Origin of the sequence: Halomonas sp. ANAO-440 (assembly GCF_019915905.1) — a bacterium.
Taxonomy (GTDB): Bacteria; Pseudomonadota; Gammaproteobacteria; order Pseudomonadales; family Halomonadaceae; genus Halomonas; species Halomonas chromatireducens.
Genome location: NZ_JAHXBV010000012.1, coordinates 44,673 through 59,776 on the forward strand (window position 1 = coordinate 44,673; position 15,104 = coordinate 59,776).

14 protein-coding genes and 2 pseudogenes are annotated in these 15,104 nt (G+C 60.1%); 8 read left to right on the plus strand and 8 right to left on the minus strand.

Features of this window, described 5'->3' with window-relative positions:
• Window positions 1-37: 37 nt before the first annotated feature.
• Complete coding sequence (locus KZO25_RS10425; protein WP_223136908.1) at window positions 38-853, minus strand: IclR family transcriptional regulator; 816 nt, start codon at window positions 851-853, stop codon at window positions 38-40.
• Window positions 854-1,052: 199 nt separating this feature from the next.
• On the opposite strand from KZO25_RS10425, the gene KZO25_RS10430 reads away from it, so the two are divergent.
• The 4 genes from KZO25_RS10430 to KZO25_RS10445 all read left to right on the plus strand — a co-directional run bounded on the left by KZO25_RS10430 (window position 1,053) and on the right by KZO25_RS10445 (window position 4,759).
• Complete coding sequence (locus KZO25_RS10430; RefSeq protein WP_223136909.1) at window positions 1,053-2,060, plus strand: DctP family TRAP transporter solute-binding subunit; 1,008 nt, start codon at window positions 1,053-1,055, stop codon at window positions 2,058-2,060.
• Window positions 2,061-2,142: 82 nt separating this feature from the next.
• The gene (locus KZO25_RS10435) at window positions 2,143-2,634 is read left to right on the plus strand and encodes a TRAP transporter small permease (RefSeq protein WP_223136910.1); all 492 of its coding nucleotides are present in this window, start codon (window positions 2,143-2,145) and stop codon (window positions 2,632-2,634) included.
• A complete protein-coding gene (locus KZO25_RS10440; RefSeq protein ID WP_223136911.1) occupies window positions 2,627-3,970 on the plus strand; it encodes a TRAP transporter large permease in 1,344 nt (447 codons plus the stop codon). The genes KZO25_RS10435 and KZO25_RS10440 overlap by 8 nt, the downstream gene beginning before the upstream one ends.
• Window positions 3,971-3,997: 27 nt before the next feature.
• Window positions 3,998-4,759 carry an SDR family NAD(P)-dependent oxidoreductase gene (locus KZO25_RS10445; protein WP_223136912.1) on the plus strand — a complete coding sequence of 254 codons (762 nt, stop codon included), beginning with the start codon at window positions 3,998-4,000 and terminating at the stop codon, window positions 4,757-4,759.
• 292 nt (window positions 4,760-5,051) lie between these two features.
• On the opposite strand, the pseudogene KZO25_RS10450 reads toward KZO25_RS10445, so the two are convergent.
• Window positions 5,052-5,258, minus strand: a pseudogene (locus KZO25_RS10450) (IS3 family transposase); the annotation flags it as partial.
• Window positions 5,259-5,270: 12 nt separating this feature from the next.
• Between KZO25_RS10450 and KZO25_RS10455 the strand changes: the two are divergent.
• A pseudogene (locus tag KZO25_RS10455) lies at window positions 5,271-5,480 on the plus strand (integrase core domain-containing protein); the annotation flags it as partial.
• On the opposite strand, the gene KZO25_RS10460 reads toward KZO25_RS10455, so the two are convergent.
• Entirely contained in the window at window positions 5,473-5,652 is a 180-nt protein-coding gene (locus KZO25_RS10460; RefSeq protein ID WP_223136914.1) for a hypothetical protein, read from the minus strand. The pseudogene KZO25_RS10455 and the gene KZO25_RS10460 overlap by 8 nt on opposite strands.
• A 285-nt stretch (window positions 5,653-5,937) precedes the next feature.
• Between KZO25_RS10460 and KZO25_RS10465 the strand changes: the two genes are divergently transcribed.
• Together KZO25_RS10465 and KZO25_RS10470 are read left to right on the plus strand one after the other, a co-directional pair.
• Entirely contained in the window at window positions 5,938-6,462 is a 525-nt protein-coding gene (locus KZO25_RS10465; RefSeq protein WP_223136915.1) for a DUF6622 family protein, read from the plus strand.
• A 393-nt stretch (window positions 6,463-6,855) separates the two neighbouring features.
• The gene (locus KZO25_RS10470; RefSeq protein ID WP_223136916.1) at window positions 6,856-8,670 is read left to right on the plus strand and encodes a diguanylate cyclase domain-containing protein; all 1,815 of its coding nucleotides are present in this window, start codon (window positions 6,856-6,858) and stop codon (window positions 8,668-8,670) included.
• Between the two features lie 292 nt (window positions 8,671-8,962).
• Here KZO25_RS10470 and KZO25_RS10475 read toward each other — a convergent pair whose 3' ends face one another.
• The 4 genes from KZO25_RS10475 to KZO25_RS10490 all read right to left on the minus strand — a co-directional run bounded on the left by KZO25_RS10475 (window position 8,963) and on the right by KZO25_RS10490 (window position 13,314).
• The gene (locus KZO25_RS10475; RefSeq protein ID WP_223136917.1) at window positions 8,963-9,709 is read right to left on the minus strand and encodes a dienelactone hydrolase family protein; all 747 of its coding nucleotides are present in this window, start codon (window positions 9,707-9,709) and stop codon (window positions 8,963-8,965) included.
• Between the two features lie 166 nt (window positions 9,710-9,875).
• Window positions 9,876-10,934 (minus strand): GGDEF domain-containing protein, encoded by a 1,059-nt coding sequence (locus KZO25_RS10480; RefSeq protein ID WP_223136918.1) that lies wholly within the window; start codon window positions 10,932-10,934, stop codon window positions 9,876-9,878.
• Window positions 10,935-11,442: 508 nt separating this feature from the next.
• Window positions 11,443-11,649 (minus strand): hypothetical protein, encoded by a 207-nt coding sequence (locus KZO25_RS10485; protein WP_066448188.1) that lies wholly within the window; start codon window positions 11,647-11,649, stop codon window positions 11,443-11,445.
• Between the two features lie 762 nt (window positions 11,650-12,411).
• Window positions 12,412-13,314, minus strand: coding sequence for an alpha/beta hydrolase family esterase (locus tag KZO25_RS10490; protein WP_223136919.1), 903 nt, complete (start codon window positions 13,312-13,314; stop codon window positions 12,412-12,414).
• Window positions 13,315-13,841: 527 nt separating this feature from the next.
• Here KZO25_RS10490 and KZO25_RS10495 point away from each other — a divergent pair.
• A complete protein-coding gene (locus KZO25_RS10495) occupies window positions 13,842-14,612 on the plus strand; it encodes an NERD domain-containing protein (protein WP_223136920.1) in 771 nt (256 codons plus the stop codon).
• Window positions 14,613-14,932: 320 nt separating this feature from the next.
• Here KZO25_RS10495 and KZO25_RS10500 read toward each other — a convergent pair whose 3' ends face one another.
• Window positions 14,933-15,094, minus strand: coding sequence for a phage integrase N-terminal SAM-like domain-containing protein (locus tag KZO25_RS10500; RefSeq protein WP_223136921.1), 162 nt, complete (start codon window positions 15,092-15,094; stop codon window positions 14,933-14,935).
• Between the last annotated feature and the right edge of the window lie 10 nt (window positions 15,095-15,104).

Here is a 15,104-nt window from a genome sequence, read left to right on the forward strand (position 1 = left end):
CGATATGTCCAGCTGCGCCTCTGCTGCCGATGAAGTGCTAGCCGTGAGAGTGCTTTGCGTATTGCCGAGCGATCTGGGTCTCGATGTCCTTCGCCTCCTGCTTGAGCAGGGGTAGTAGTTGGCTGCGTCGCGGTTCCTGCATACGGCTTTCGATAGCCGCCAGCGACAGCGCTCCGACCAGGGTGCCGTCAGGCCAGTACAGGGCAACGCCGAGGCCCCAGGAGTCTGGAAAGACGAGGCCCGGGTTCATGGCGTAGCCGTGCTGACGGGTCTCCATGACCAGCTCCCGGAGCCGCTCGGGCATCAGCGACGGGTACTCTGCGGCCAGCGTCTGATGATTCGCATCCAGGGTGGTCTCGACCTCGTCATCGGGCAGCGCCGCCAGCATGGCCAGCGAGCCGGCTCCCACACCTAGCGGGTGATAGGCCCCCGGCACCAGGGCATAGGTGCGGATGGGGTAGGGGCCATCCTCACGGTGCAGGCAGAGCGAATAGAGCCCACGCCGGACAGAGAGGCAGGCGGCGTCCTCGGTAGCCTTGGCCAGGCGAGCGACATTGCGGGTGGCGGTCCTGACCAGGCTGTGGTGCTCTGAGGCGCGCAGCCCGAGGAGGTAGGCCTCGGGCCCCAACTGGTAGCGATGGGTGGGGTTGCACTGATCGACCATCCCGCCGTTGATCAAGGCCAGCAACAGCCGCCTGACGGTTGGCTTGTTGAGCCCGCTCAGCGCCGTCAGCTCGGAGAGCGACAGCCCCTTTCCCGAGTGGCGGCCCAGGAGGCTCAGCAGGGCCAGGGCCCGGTCGACGCTCTGGGCGCCTGATGTCTTTTCGGTGCCATTTATTTTATCTTGTTCCACAATATGGACCATCGGTCACTAGCGCTTCATGTGTTTATAATGAGTAGTTACGCTTTACTTTGACTTTAACAAAAGGGTTTGGCAAGTTTAACTTGTTGGATTGATGGATGGCGGTCCACTATGTGGATCGAGAAGGGCCAGATATAGATCACAAGAATTAGGCTCGACTGAACGAGCGCGCCAGAAGGAGTACAACACAATGAAAAGCCTGAATTTTTGCAAGCTTGCGCTGACCGTTGCCATGGCTGGGGCAATGGCGGCAGGTACCGCCTCAGCCGAGCAGCTGCGCCTGTCTCATAACACCGGTGACTCCACCACCTGGCATCAGGGCGCCGAGCGCTTCGCCGAGCTGGTTTCGGAAAACACCGATGGCGAGTTCAGTGTACGTGTCTTCCCCAACGCCCAGCTCTCCGGCGGTGACCAGATGCGCCAAGCCGAGATGGTGGGGCGCGGTTCCCTGGACCTGCTGGTCACCTCTGCGATCAACGTGACGCCGCTGGTACCCGAAATGGCGGTATTCTCGCTGCCTTATCTTTATTCCAGCTATGAAGAGGTCGACGCCACCACCCAGGGTGAGCCGGTTCAACTGCTGGAAGCAATTCTCGAGGAGAGGGGCATCATGGTGCTGGCCTGGGGCGAGAACGGCTTCCGTGAGCTGACTAACAGCGGTGGACCTATCCGCACCCCCGAGGACATGAGGGGTCTGAACGTGCGCGTGGCAGGCCCCATGTACGTCGACGTGATGAACGCCTTGGGCGCGAACCCGCAGCAGATGCAGTGGACCGAGACCATGACAGCCCTGCAGCAGGGCGTGGTCGATGCTCAGGAGAACCCGATCGGCGCAGTGATCATTCCCCAGCAGGTCTACGAAGTGCAGGACTACCTGACGACTTGGCACTACTCCTACGACCCGATCTTCCTGGGCATCTCCAAGGCGAAGTGGAACGGCTTCAACGCCGATACCCAGGAGGCGATCCGCCAGGCAGCCGAGGAGGCCATGGCCTACCAGGTTGAGATCACCCGCGAGAGCACCGCCGAGGGCATCGACTTCCTGCGCGAGCAGGGAATGGAGATCACCGAGCTCTCCGAGGAGGAGATCGACGCCTTCCGCGAGGCGACCCAGCCGGCCTTCGACGAGTGGGCCGAGAAGGTCGGACCGGAGATCGTCGCGGCTTTCCAGGAGGCGATCGACGCCAGCGGCGACTGATTTCTCGCTGCCGCATGCCAGGCCGTGTCCCCCAGGGGGCTACGGCTTGGTCCTTTCGCTTTCTGCCGAGACTGGGCCTGATATGAGATTCCTGTTGCGAGAAGCCGAGAAGATCGTCTGCGCGGCGCTATTCCTTGGCATGACTCTGCTGGGCTTCGCCAACGTGGTGGTGCGCTATGGCACCAATTACTCTCTGGCGGCCACCGAGGAGCTGCTGACCAACGGTTTCCTGATCCTGACCGTCTTCGGCGCCGCCATCGCCGCTCGCCGTGGTGAGCATCTGGCGGTCACCCTCTTCTACGATGCCCTTCCCGCGGCCCTGCGGTGGGTGGTGTTCGTGATCTCCGGGGCGCTGTCCATTCTCCTCTTGGCCCTTTCGGCCTACTTCTCCTGGGAGGTGCTGATGCATCAGCTGAGCTCCGGCGTGCGTTCCTACGGGCTCAGTCTGCCGGCCTGGTATTATCAAGTGGCTGTACCGTTCGGCTTCGCGCTGATCATCGTCCGCTACCTGCAGCGCCTGGTGGAGGAGGCTCGCAAGGGGCGTGCCGCGGAGCAGGGCATTCCCGATGTTTGAGCTCTTCACCGACCTCACTGCTGGCTCCCGGATGGTCCTGGTGTTCTTCCTGCTGCTGCTGCTGCGCGTGCCGGTAGCCTTCTCGCTGGGTCTTTCCGCCGTGTATGCCATGTGGCACATGGGCTTCGGCCTGGATATGGCCGGTGACCTGATCGCCACCGGCATCACCAAGTTCTCTCTGTTGGCGATCCCTTTCTTCATCCTGGCGGGGACCCTGATGGGCTCGCTGGGTATCGCCGAGCGCATGATCCGTTTCTTCCGTGTGCTGGTCGGGGGGCTGCCGGGCGGCATGGGGGTGGTAGGCACCGTGGTCTGCCTGTTCTGGGGGGCGGTCAGCGGGTCAGGGCCCGCCTCGGTGGCAGCGATCGGTCCGATGATCATCAAGGGCATGGAAGAAGACGGCTATCGGCGTGCCTATGCGGCGGGCCTGGTCTGTACCGGGGCGGCGCTCTCCATCGTGATACCGCCCTCCATCGGGCTGGTGATCTATGGGGTGATCGCCGAGACCTCCATCTCCAAGCTGTTCCTCGCTGCCATCCTGCCCGGCACCCTGATGGGTTTGATCATGATGCTGACCTTGCCGCTGGGGCGCGTCTCTCACCACTCGGCAGGGGCGGCGAGCTTGGAGGACTCCCCCAGCTTGAGGGCCCTGGGGCTGATGCCCTATCACGACCAACCCTACCGTCGGCGGCTGTGGCTGACCTTCCGCGAGTCCTTCTGGGGCCTGATGACGCCGGTGGTTATCCTGGGGGGCATCTACTCCGGTGTCTTCACGCCCACCGAGGCGGCGTTGGTGGCAACCGTGTATGCCCTGTGTGTCGGGGCCTTGGCCTACCGCACCCTGAACGTGCCCAAGCTCTACGCGGCGCTCGGCGATGCTGCGGCGTCCTCGGCGGTGGTGATGCTGGTGGTGGCCTACGCCAGCCTGTTCGGCTGGGTGGTCACCGTGGATGACCTGGTTGGCACCTACTCAGGCCTGCTGCTGGGCATGAGTGACAACGAATGGGTGATCCTGTTGGTGATCATGCTGATCCTGCTGTTGGTGGGGATGTTCATGGACGCCGTCACCGTGATGTTCATTTCGCTGCCGATCTTCCTGCCGGTGGTCCACCAGATGGGCTGGGATCCGGTGTGGTTCGGTGTGCTACTGATGGTCAACCTCTCCATCGGGCTGATCACCCCGCCGGTGGGAATCAACCTCTACGTGGCGGCCAACGTGACCAAGCTCTCCATCGAGCAGGTGGCCAAGGGCGCCATGCCGTTCATGCTGATCTGCCTGGTAGGCCTGGCGATAATTGCTGCATTCCCTTCGCTGTCGCTGATGCTGACGCGCTGAACTGATTCGACCGACAAGGAGCCAGTAATGACGACCTCTCCCCCTATCGCCGTAGTAACCGGTGCCGCCCGTGGCATCGGCTTGGCCACCACGCAACTCTTCCTCGAACAAGGGTTTTTGGTGGTGATGGTCGATCGCGACGCTACCGAGCTGGAGAAGGTTGCGGCCACTCTGGCCGGCGCCGAGCCGCAGGTATGCGACGTCTCCGAGCCAGACCAGGTGGCCGAGCTGGCCCGGGTACTGACGCATCTCCACGGCCGGGTCGACGCCCTGGTCAATAACGCCGGCGTCGCCGACTTTCGTCCTCTGGAAGAGACCGACTACGCCACCTGGAGAGAGGTCATGGCCACCAATCTCGACGGCGTCTTCCTGACTTCCCAGGCCATGTTACCGCTGCTGAAGGCCACTCGCGGGGCGATCGTCAACATCGCCTCCATATCAGGGTTGCGCGCCAGCACCCTGCGGGTCGCCTACGGCACCTCCAAGGCAGCTGTTATCCACCTGACCCAGCAGCAGGCCGCCGAGCTTGGTGAGCACGGCATCCGCGCCAATTGCGTGGCCCCCGGTCCGGTTGACACCAAGCTGGCCCTGGCCGTGCACACCGCCGAAATCCGCGCCGCCTACCACGATGCCATTCCGCTTAACCGCTACGGCTCGGAGCGCGAGATCGCCGAAGTGATTGTCTTCCTGTGTTCCGCTAAGGCGGCTTACGTGACTGGTCAGGTGGTGGCCGCGGATGGCGGCTTCCAGTCGACTGGAGTTGGCCTGCCGGCGATGAGGGAGCGATGAATTAACGTGCGGCCAATAGCATATCCAGGGCTTTTCCGAGTTCGATGAGGTGGCGATGGAAGAGGCCACCGTAGATACCGTCTGGAGCTGGCCGTTGGACCCCGTGCACTTCAACGAGCGTGGCCGGGCGTTCTATGACCGCTACACGTCCGGACCCAGTGACTTCATCATCTATCAGTGGAAATAGGGAAGTGATCTTGCCCAGCATTAATGGACACTGATCTAAGCGATCATTCGGGCCTCGAAGGCCTCTGGGCTGATCATCCCAAGTGCACTGTGCCGTCGCTGCCCCTGTCTCCAGGTAGGTGATATCGCCGACCCACTTCTGATGCGGCGCCACTGGCAGACCATACCTTGAATTCCTGGTGGCTTTGAACTTGCGAGCGGCTTTCGCCCGCAGGTTCTGCCGGCCAAGGCTGGCGGCCACCGTATTTCGGCAGATTGATACGCCAGCATCGTTCAGGTCGTGAGTCAGCCTGGGGGTGCCTGAGCGCCCCTTACCTCGTTTGAAGTGAATCGCCCGGGACAATGCACTGATAATGCCGAAGTGGAGTCGTTCTTCAAAACGCTGAAGGGAGAATTGCTGCACGCTACCAGCTTCATGACGTTGCGTCAGTTACGAAAACATATCAGGGGCTATATTGATGGCTACTATAACAGCCATCGGCTGCACAGTGGCCTTGGTTACCGGACTCCGATAGAGTTCGAGGAGATTAACTGATGGTGGCGTGTCCACTTTGTCGGGGGAAGTCCACGCCTTCGGCGCCGGACACGCCTGCGGCTGTGCCGGTTATGAACGGCGTCAGAGGATCTTCGTGCTCCTCCGGCAGTTCATCATGGTAAAGGCGATGCTTCAGCAAGCGCTTGGTGTCTTCTACACGAGACTCTTCCATTGGACCACCCTTCGGGTTCGTCAGGCCTTGTTGCCATCCCGTTGGATCGTGAAGGGTAAACTAAAGTTGCCGAGCACGTTTCCAAGACCATGCCCAACTTGTAGCAAGTCGACTACCGGGGGCTGGGGAAAAGGTCGCCAGCGATTGCTGGATGGCGTACGCGAAATTACCCCCGATGAATGGGAAGGGGCATTCCAGCGGGTCTGCTGCGTGAGTGAGCACTGACTGGGGCGCTTGTCTTACTCTTGCCTATGCTGAGGCAATACAAGTCGGAGGGAATCGACCATGCTGATCGAGATAATCACAAACACGCCCCTATGGGTATGGCCGTTGCTGCTGTTTCTGCTTTATAGGGGAGTCCAGCAGAGCAAGGCTCGTACCGTCGGCCTCTCCCGGCTGGGCATCATCCCGGCGATTTTTCTCTTCCTTGGATGTTACGGTCTTATCCATGCGTTCGGCGCCGATCCAATCAACTTGGCACTCTGGGCGTTTGGCATCGGCCTCGCCGTATTGCTGCATATCAAGCTCGCCATCCCAAGAGGCGTGCGATTCTCCCCGCAGCAGCAGAGTTTTCTGGTGCCGGGAAGCTGGCAGCCGCTTATCATCATGCTGGCTATCTTCTGTGCCAAGTTCACCGTGGGCGTCATCGTTGGGATGCAGCTGCCCATGGCCGATACGGCCACCTTTGCCGCTTCTGTCAGCCTGGTTTACGGCTTGTTTGGCGGCATGTTCCTGGGCCGAGCCGTCGTTATCTGGCGCAGTATGCAGCTTGCCGATATCGATGGGCCTGAACAACAGCAGCTCCAATAAGTTCTTCTTTTTTTACCCGCCAACGGGTGATGAACATTTACGGGAAAGATGCTTTTATATCGCCGATTTTCACCAGCTGCATGCTGCGGGAATCAGGTGGCCCCAGACTAGGCAGCTCGGTACACTCAAGACAGGCGGCATGTTCTTTCGTTACCACGCGGCTCACAAGCAGGCTGGCGGGGGCCTTCTACGACCGCTACACGGATGGACCGAGCGATTTCATCATGTATCAGTGGAAGCAGCAGTAGCCTTTGCGCTGAAGCGCCCCGGCACTGGCTGGCCACCTCTGTTCGCAGCAGGGTGTGTCGGGTTCCCCGTTCCCTGAGAACCACGTATCAAGAACGGTGGGATGATGCCAATATAGCAGCATGAGGCAGCGAACAGGGGCAGCGCATGACACTTGGCGATGGCGTGGTGCCGAGTTCCGCCTACCAGGCGCTACTCGACAAGGTGAGTGAACTCGAAAAGGCAGAACGGGTTCAGCGGGCACTTTATGCCATCTCTGAGCTCTCTGGAGCACAGCTGGAGATGAGCGTGATACTCAGCCGGCTGCACGGCATCATCTCCGAGCTGATGTATGCGGATAATTTCTTCATTGCCCGCTATGACCAGGACTCACAGCACGTTCGATTTCTCTATTTTGCCGATGTCGCGACGCCATTCTCCGATGTGACGGCGGCCGGAATGGAGGCGCCGATCCCGCTGGATGACATCGAGTACAGCCTCACCTGGTACACGATTCGCCTGGGCAAACCGCTTCGCGGAACCCTCGACAAGATCGGTGCCGAATTGCCGGGGGAGTTCCGGCCGCTGGGGGTGGCACCGAAGGATTGGCTGGGCGTTCCCATGCTCGAAGGGAGTCAGGTGCATGGGATTCTCGTCGTTCAGCACTATGAAGAGGCCGAAGTGTACGGGCCTGAGGACCAGGCGCTTCTGAGCTTTGTGGCCAGCCATATTCTGACGACGCTGCAGCGGCGAGAATATCGGGAGAACCTCGAGCGGGCAGTGGCGCTGCGCACCAGGGAGCTGGCCGACGCCAACGCCAAGCTGCTTCAGGAGATCGCTGAGCGCAAGCGTAACGAGCTGATCCAGCGGGCGCTCTATCATATCGCAGAGCAAGCGGGCGACACCGGCCGGGAGAAGGACTTCTACCGCACGATCCACTACCAGTTGGGCAGCTTGCTCTATGCCGACAATTTCTTCATCGCACTGTTGGTTGACGATGGCGAGGCGATCGACTTCGCCTACTATGCCAACGACTATGATCCACCGAGCCCGAAGCGGCGCCTTCGCGATGGATTGACCGAACATGTCTTGCGCCTCGGCGCGGATGTGCTGCTCGACAAACGCCAGATCGCAGCTCTCGAGGCCGAGGGCAGCATTACCATCAAGGGAAGGCGCCCCCACTCCTGGCTCGGCGTGCCGTTACGCTGTGAAGGGCGGGTACTGGGAGTCATGGCCGTGCAGAGCTATCGCGATGACACCCTCTTTCAGCCGAAGGATTCGGAGCTCTTGCGGTTCGTTTCCAGCCAGATCGCCAGCAGTCTCGAACGCAAGCGTGCCCTGGCCTCTCTGCGCGAGGCCAAGGCCACCCTGGAACTCAGAGTGCGGGAACGTACCTGGGAGCTGGAAAAAGAGATCGCCACCCGCAAGACCGTGGAGCAGCAACTCAAGCATGAGGTGATGCACGACCACCTGACGGGCCTGCCCAATCGGGCGCACCTGCTTGAGCGACTGGAGCAGTTACCCAGACGGCGTGATGCGGGCGGGGAGAGGAGTGGGTTTGCCATCATGTTCCTCGATGTCGACAGCTTCAAGGCGATCAATGATGAGCATGGGCACATCATGGGAGACATGGTGCTGCGGGAAATAGCCGAGCGCCTGAAACAGAGCGTCAGGCCGCCCGGCTTGGCTGCCCGCCTCTCCGGCGACGAATTCGCTATCCTGCTGGAGGGGATCGAGCATGCAGAAGAAGCCATCACGGTTGCCACTCGGTTCCTGCGTGCCCTGGAACATCCCGTTTCGCTGGCGGGAATCAGCCTGAACGTTTCCGTGAGCATAGGGATCGCGATGCTCGATGAGCATGAAATGACCCACTCTGACGTGCTTGGAAGAGCAGACAAGGCGATGTATCAAGCCAAGAGCGAAGGGCGTAGCCTGTATCGCCTGTATTCTTCCAGCACCGAATCTTCCCCCGGGGAGCGCTGAAGAACCCTTGCGATTCTGTTTGGCCAACCCCTATGCCGGAGATGGCTATAGGTCACTACCTGGTAGAAGCTAAAGCAGTTGTTTTTTTACTTTTGTGGCAGCGCTACTGTTGATCTTCATCGGTAAGGCTAGGCAACACCGCGGTCGCGAGCTAAAGCTGCCTCCAACAGCGTTCTTTCTCTTATGCGGTGGCGCGTCATGGCTGGCGAAGCCACCGCTAGATAATCAAAGACGGTTTCGCTTTCCCACTATCGCGGTCCCTTTTATGGGGCCGCTTGTGATTCGACAGGCGCTATCTTTGCAGCGTCTCCTCCAGGAGCATGGCAATCCGCTTGTGATGCAGGGCGTCGGCGGTGGCGTCAAAGGAGGGGGCGTCCTTGGCGGTGAAGCCGTGGGCAGCGCCTTTGTAGAGCTCGGTGGTGAAATGCACGCCGGCCATGGCCAGCGCCTCGTCCATGCGGGCGATCTGGTCGGGGGGCAGCAGGTCGTCCTTGTCGGCGTGGCCGAGATAAACGCGCCCCTTGATGGTGTCGATCCCATGCACGATGCTGCTCGAGTCGCCGGCGACTGCCAGGTTGGCCGAGTGGAAGCCCGCCGCGGCGGCCACGCGGTCGGGGTGTTTGGCGGCCATGCGCAGGGCGAAGGCGCCGGTCATGCAGTAGCCAATTACGCCTATCTTTCCCTTCTCGAATTCACTCTCGCTGTCGATGCAGTCCAGCAGGGCGGCAAAGTCGCGTGCTTGCGCTCCGGCAGTCAGCTCGCCGGCATACCCGAACAGCGTAGGGCGCACGTCCGGGTCACGGAAGGACTTGCCTTCCGGCACCACGGGGCCGCGCGCATTGCGGTAGTAGACGTTGGGCATCAGCACGGCGTAGCCGTTGTCCGCCACCTGCTGGGCCTTCTCGTGATAGCAGGGGCGCAGGCCGCCGATATCGGTGAACAGCACCACGGCCGGAAGGGGGCGATCGGCGTCAGCGGGCGTAAAGAGATGGGCGTCGATGGTGCCGTCGGCGGCAGGAATGTCGATAGCACGTGACATGAACGGGCTCCGGGTTGTTGGCAAACGGCTGTTGTCAGGGTCGAATCTGCGTATTGATAGAAACCAATGCCAATCAGGATAGCTTCAGCTCATGAAATGCCCATGCCAGCCAAGCCGGGCGGACCAAGGCTTGGCCCATTTTGCGGATACGGCCCGGCTGCCCCAGCTATTCGACGACAGCCGTCGTCGGCTCAACTGCGGCCCCCATTGCCGGGCTGCCGCAGACACAGTTACGACCATTCGCCTTGGCCTGGTAAAGCCGTTCATCGGCGACTCGGCTGAGCGTATCCAGGTCCATCCCGTCGGGCCCGTATTCGGCGACGCCGATGCTGACGGTGAGCTTCAGGGTCTTGTCCCGGTACGCGATGGCCAATTGCTCCAGGCTCTGCCTCAACGCCTCGGCAACGGCAATAGCGCCTTTGCCATCGGTGTTGTTCAGCAGTACCAGGAACTCCTCGCCGCCACAGCGTGAGATGAGGTCCGTCTCTCGCAAGCACTCGCGCAGCATACGGGCGAAGGCGACCAACACCGCGTCGCCGGCCTCATGACCGTGCTCGTCGTTGATCCGCTTGAAGAGATCCAGGTCCAGCATCAGCAGCGAAAGCGGAGTCCCCTTGCGCCGCGCTTGTGCCTGCTCCCACAGGAAGACATCGTTGAGACGCATGCGATTGGCCAGCCCGGTAAGCGGGTCGATTGCCGCCAGGCGCGTCAACTTCAGCTCGGATCGTTCGCGGGTCCGTTCGTAAAAGTGCGACATACCCAGGGTGGTTAGAGCGGCGATGACAGCGTTGGCCAGTACCTCCACCCGAACGAGTTCGGGGCTGCCGCCAAAGCGGTACAAATAGATGGCCCCGCCAACCGACATATAGCCCACCGAGAGCAGCAGACCCAGCCGGGAACCGAGCAGGAGATGGCTGATCAGCGGGATGACCAGCAGCCAGATGAAGGCGTACGCCGAAATTTCCGGGCGGCTGAGCAGCAGGATGGTCGCTGACAGCAACACCAGCATGAAGCGCAAACACCATGCCTGTACTCGTTGGGTGCGACGAACCACGACCAGCAGGGCAGCGGCGAAGGCGGCAAGGGCTACCTGGATCCAGGCGACCAGAATCATGCTGTCGGGGAAGTTGAGGGCCGCAAAGACAAGGGAGCTGGCGATGGTGACCAGTAACATTGCCTGCAGCACCGCCCGGCGATGGTCTTGATTCGCTTGGTAAGGATGCATGCACGGGCCCTTGTCTAAGTGGGGTGTTGCGTGAGAAGGCTCGCGGCGGCAGTGCTTAGCCTCATTCGGGGCTTCGGCATTGCTACCCTACGGTCGTCCCTGGGCGTCCTGTTCCGATGCATCCCGCCGGCATCAGGTGGCCCTTCAAGATCAGGAATCCATGGTCAGGAGGGCTCGTCTAGAAAAGTAGGAAATCATGCGTTCAGCGTACGCGCTGAGCCAGAGGCAGGTTATGACTTACATCAAGTTACATTAAGCGAGTGGGTTGTTATCCAGCCGCCTGACGGCGCCAGTCGCGAGCTAAAGCTGCACTGACCATAAATTTTTCTTATGCCGTGGCGAAGCTCATCTTCCAGGTGCCAGAAGCAGCTCATCCTTGTCAGAAAATACCGCTGTTGGAGCGCCGCATTACGAACCCGCCGCTGAAGCTGGTCTCCGTTCGCCAGGTGGGTACGGGCTTCGCGGAGCAGTGCTATAGAGTGCCGTGAGCCAGAGGAAACGCTGATTCTCAGGTCATCGACATCCGGCTGTGCTCCAACTGCCGCTGGGCTTCGGCCAATGTGTGGGTTTTGCCACTCCAAGGCAGACGCTCCCCTGCGTGGCGGAGGTGGTACTCGGTCTGGCATCGGTCCTCGTCGTCCAGGATCTCGTAGCGGTGGATCTGGTCGCCGAATTCGTTGCACCACCAGTTGTCAGGGAGTTTGGTCCAGTTCATGGCGTCACCTCCACTGGCGCATCAACGCCAGGATTCTACAGTTCACGACAGCACGCTTGCGCTCGGCTTCGATTTCGTCTGCTCGGCGGGCTTCATGGCGCCAAGGCGCCTCTGCATCCATTAGCCACTGCCGGTGCCGTCCACTCGGATATACTAATTGCTTATTTGCTAACATTAAGTTGCATTTTGCCTAGTATAAAGTTCATCGGCTTGCCCATATTAATCTTGAGCTTTTTTTGCGAGGCCTTGGAAGCGCGCAGCGGCGCTGGCGTCATCTCCCCGCTGGGGTCCCGCATCAGCTTTACAACAAAGGTCTTGAAGAGCTGGAATATCTTGTAATGTCGGCGCCACTAGCCCACGCGATCGAGTGCTCCTGACGGGGCTGCGAGCTAACGTCAGCGTTAAAGGGTAAAGTATGACCACGAAAGAAGTCACAGCAATAGTACTATGGTAGTTCTCACTATGGCTTTTAGTCCAAGTGACCCACAATGTGCCCAGCTTGGTCTTGTATCTCACAAGCATGGAACAGTACCAAGAGCAGATTCCAGGATATGTCTACATTGCAATGATAGGCACTTTTATCGTTATTGGGCTGATGGCTGTATATTCTTGCAAGGCTGAGAGGTCGCCCGGAATGGCTTTAACAAAGCCATTAAATGGCAGCCTGCGGTCGCTGAATACGACGGCCGAGCGTTGCCGTACAGCCGTGCTTTACACGTGTTGAGCGGCATCGTCATGAAACGCCCGGCCACAGTTCCCCTACTACGTAAGGTTCCAGAAATGCGCTATGTGGCGGGTCGAGGAAATGCCGACTTCCAGCATATACTTGCCTTCTTCCCCGAGGCCCTCGTCTCCCTCGGCCATGATCGGGGTGCCGTGGCCCATTCCTTCGATGATGTATTCCTCGATCACCTCCCGGCCGTCCGCGTTGCACCATACCTGTCGCGGAAAACCGTCAATCTTCTCCACCCGTGTCGGTGGTCCCTCGACCTCGTGAATCTTCTGCCACTGCCGGACGATAGAATCGGCGTTGGCATTGTCGACGGTCGAGTCGCTGCCGCCATGCCAGACCGAGATCGTTGGCCAAGGGCCGTCGAATGTCGAGGCGCCGCGTACTAGCGCGTCGAGCTTGCTATCCGATGGGCCCCCAACTCCCTTCATGCGAACCATTGCTTGCATCAGGGAGTCCGCGCTGCGGTAGGGCAGCCCGGCGATGATCGCGCCCCCCGCGAACACCTCCGGATAGGTCGCCAACATCACAGATGTCATGGCGCCACCCGAGGACAAGCCCGTGATGAAGACGCGCGCCGGGTCGATGCCATGATCTTCAACGACCTGCTCAATCATATGGCGAATAGAGAGAGGTTCACCGCCGCCGCGGTGGGTATCGCCAGACTTGAACCAGTTGAAGCTGCTAAGGGGGTTGTTGGTCTTTCTTTGCTCCGGATATAGGAGCGCTATCCCGCATTCGTCGGCGAGAGCAGACCAGCCTGATCCGTGATCATAGCTTTCGGCAGACTGGGTGCTGCCGTGTAGCACGACGATGAGCGGTCCGTTCGTCGGGAAGTTTTCCGGGATATAGGTATCCGCATGCAATGACCCGGGGTCAGTACCGAATTGTTTTAAATCCGTCAGTCGATTGCCGTTATCTGAAGATGTTGACATATGGCCTCCTTGCCATGAGTAGAGCGCATGAAACTGTCCCATCGAACGTCCGCACAGCGGACGGAAGCGGGCAGTCGAGGCCTTTGGCCTCCGGGCCAGTCTAGCATGGAGTGACCTTTGCGAAGCCGGCGCGCTGCATGAAAGCTGGCGGCTTGCCCTCTCATGCCAACAAAAGTGCTACGCGCTGCGCCAATCGCCTCATTCGCGACGAAAGTGCGCACCAGAAAAAGCGCGCCATCACCAAAGTCCCTGCGCCCGGATAGCTGCGTGCTGGAGTACGGCAGCGGTACGGGGAAGACGGTCAATCCCGGACCCGCGCCGCTGCGCTTTGTATTCCCCTTTGGCGAGAATTGAAAACCACCCATGTAAGGAATTGCTTACATGGCGTAAGCCATTTCCCATGCTGACGCGACCTAGGTCAAAAATCAGCCGCGTTACGTAGATTTACACGTATGAAACCGTTAGCTTGGGGCTAAGTGGGCTGAAGCAAAGGCCTGAAGCCGGGACCCCACAGCTGAGATGACATCTTGGATTACGCGATCATATTTGAAGCCGCAAGGCCGCTGTGGTGGGTGCTTCCCGTCGTCGTGCTTCTCAGCATCTTCAAGTCTCGCTGGTTCAAGGGCATCTTCGGCGAAGCCTTCGTCAAGCTGATCGCCAAGCTGCGGCTGCCGGCGGATGAATACCGAGGCATCCATAACGTTACGCTTGCCACGCCCGACGGCACCACCCAGATCGACCACGTACTCGTCTCCCGCTACGGCATATTCGTCATCGAAACCAAGCACATGACGGGCTGGATCTTTGGCAGCGAAAGACAGGCGCAGTGGACCCAGAAGATCTACCGCAAGTCGTTCAAGTTCCAGAACCCGCTGCGTCAGAACTACAAGCATGTGAAAGCGCTGGAAGCCCTGCTCGACGTGCCGGCGGACACCATTCACTCGTTGGTGGTCTTCTCCGGCAGCGCCGTCTTCAAGACCAGGATGCCTGGCAACGTCACCATCGGTGGTGGCTATGTGCGCTACATCAAGTTGTTCCGGGAGCCTGTGCTGTCGGATTCTCAGGTCCAGGAAGTATTGGAAAGCATTACAACCGGCCGGTTGGCGCCCAACCGGCAAACGCATCGCCAGCACGTGAAGCAGCTCAAGGCCCGGTTCGAGTCCAGCGCTGAACGAACCTGCTCGAAGTGTGGCAGCGACATGGTGTTGCGCACATCGAAGCGGGACGCCAACGCCGGCAACCGATTCTGGGGATGCTCGGCCTATCCTAAGTGTCGGGAGGTGCAGGATGTGGCATAGCGCTGGGTATCAGGCGAGGGAGACTCAATGCGGACCTGCATCGATCGCTTCTTTTTCTCAAGAGGCGGCAACGCAGGCCGATGGTTCATTTGGTTAGCTGCATATAAGCACATGTTTCGAAGCGGGTTTTCAACCCGGTGGAGGCATGCCGGCGGCCAATAACCGCCAGGGAGGGGGCTGGTGAGCAGCATCCCCTGGCGGTAGCGTGCCTGAATGTTTCGATCCTCCCTTATCCCAGAGGGCTGCGCATTCAGCGCCTGGTTCTGCGTGGCGGCTGCCACATGGCGCCCCATCGCAAGGTGCTCCAGGAAGGCGCGTACCTAGGAGCTTCCCATGCTGGAAGGATGGCGCACGCCATGGAAGCGAATGAAGTAGCGTATCCAGTAGCAGTAGGTTGTCTTGGTACGTGGACTGTAGCGCTTCACACGCATGGTAGCCTTCACCCGGTCCATCAGCTTCGGTGGCTTGTTGTGCGTATCCATTTGGCAGCTC

Coding starts and splice junctions, on each gene's coding strand:
- KZO25_RS10480 (WP_223136918.1), bottom strand. CDS start 10,934: ATGCATCCTTACCAAGCGAATCAAGACCATCGCCGGGCGGTGCTGCAG.
- KZO25_RS10485 (WP_066448188.1), bottom strand. CDS start 11,649: ATGAACTGGACCAAACTCCCTGACAACTGGTGGTGCAACGAATTCGGC.
- KZO25_RS10490 (WP_223136919.1), bottom strand. CDS start 13,314: ATGTCAACATCTTCAGATAACGGCAATCGACTGACGGATTTAAAACAA.
- KZO25_RS10475 (WP_223136917.1), bottom strand. CDS start 9,709: ATGTCACGTGCTATCGACATTCCTGCCGCCGACGGCACCATCGACGCC.
- KZO25_RS10465 (WP_223136915.1), top strand. CDS start 5,938: ATGCTGATCGAGATAATCACAAACACGCCCCTATGGGTATGGCCGTTG.
- KZO25_RS10440 (WP_223136911.1), top strand. CDS start 2,627: ATGTTTGAGCTCTTCACCGACCTCACTGCTGGCTCCCGGATGGTCCTG.
- KZO25_RS10470 (WP_223136916.1), top strand. CDS start 6,856: ATGACACTTGGCGATGGCGTGGTGCCGAGTTCCGCCTACCAGGCGCTA.
- KZO25_RS10435 (WP_223136910.1), top strand. CDS start 2,143: ATGAGATTCCTGTTGCGAGAAGCCGAGAAGATCGTCTGCGCGGCGCTA.
- KZO25_RS10460 (WP_223136914.1), bottom strand. CDS start 5,652: ATGGAAGAGTCTCGTGTAGAAGACACCAAGCGCTTGCTGAAGCATCGC.
- KZO25_RS10430 (WP_223136909.1), top strand. CDS start 1,053: ATGAAAAGCCTGAATTTTTGCAAGCTTGCGCTGACCGTTGCCATGGCT.
- KZO25_RS10500 (WP_223136921.1), bottom strand. CDS start 15,094: ATGGATACGCACAACAAGCCACCGAAGCTGATGGACCGGGTGAAGGCT.
- KZO25_RS10445 (WP_223136912.1), top strand. CDS start 3,998: ATGACGACCTCTCCCCCTATCGCCGTAGTAACCGGTGCCGCCCGTGGC.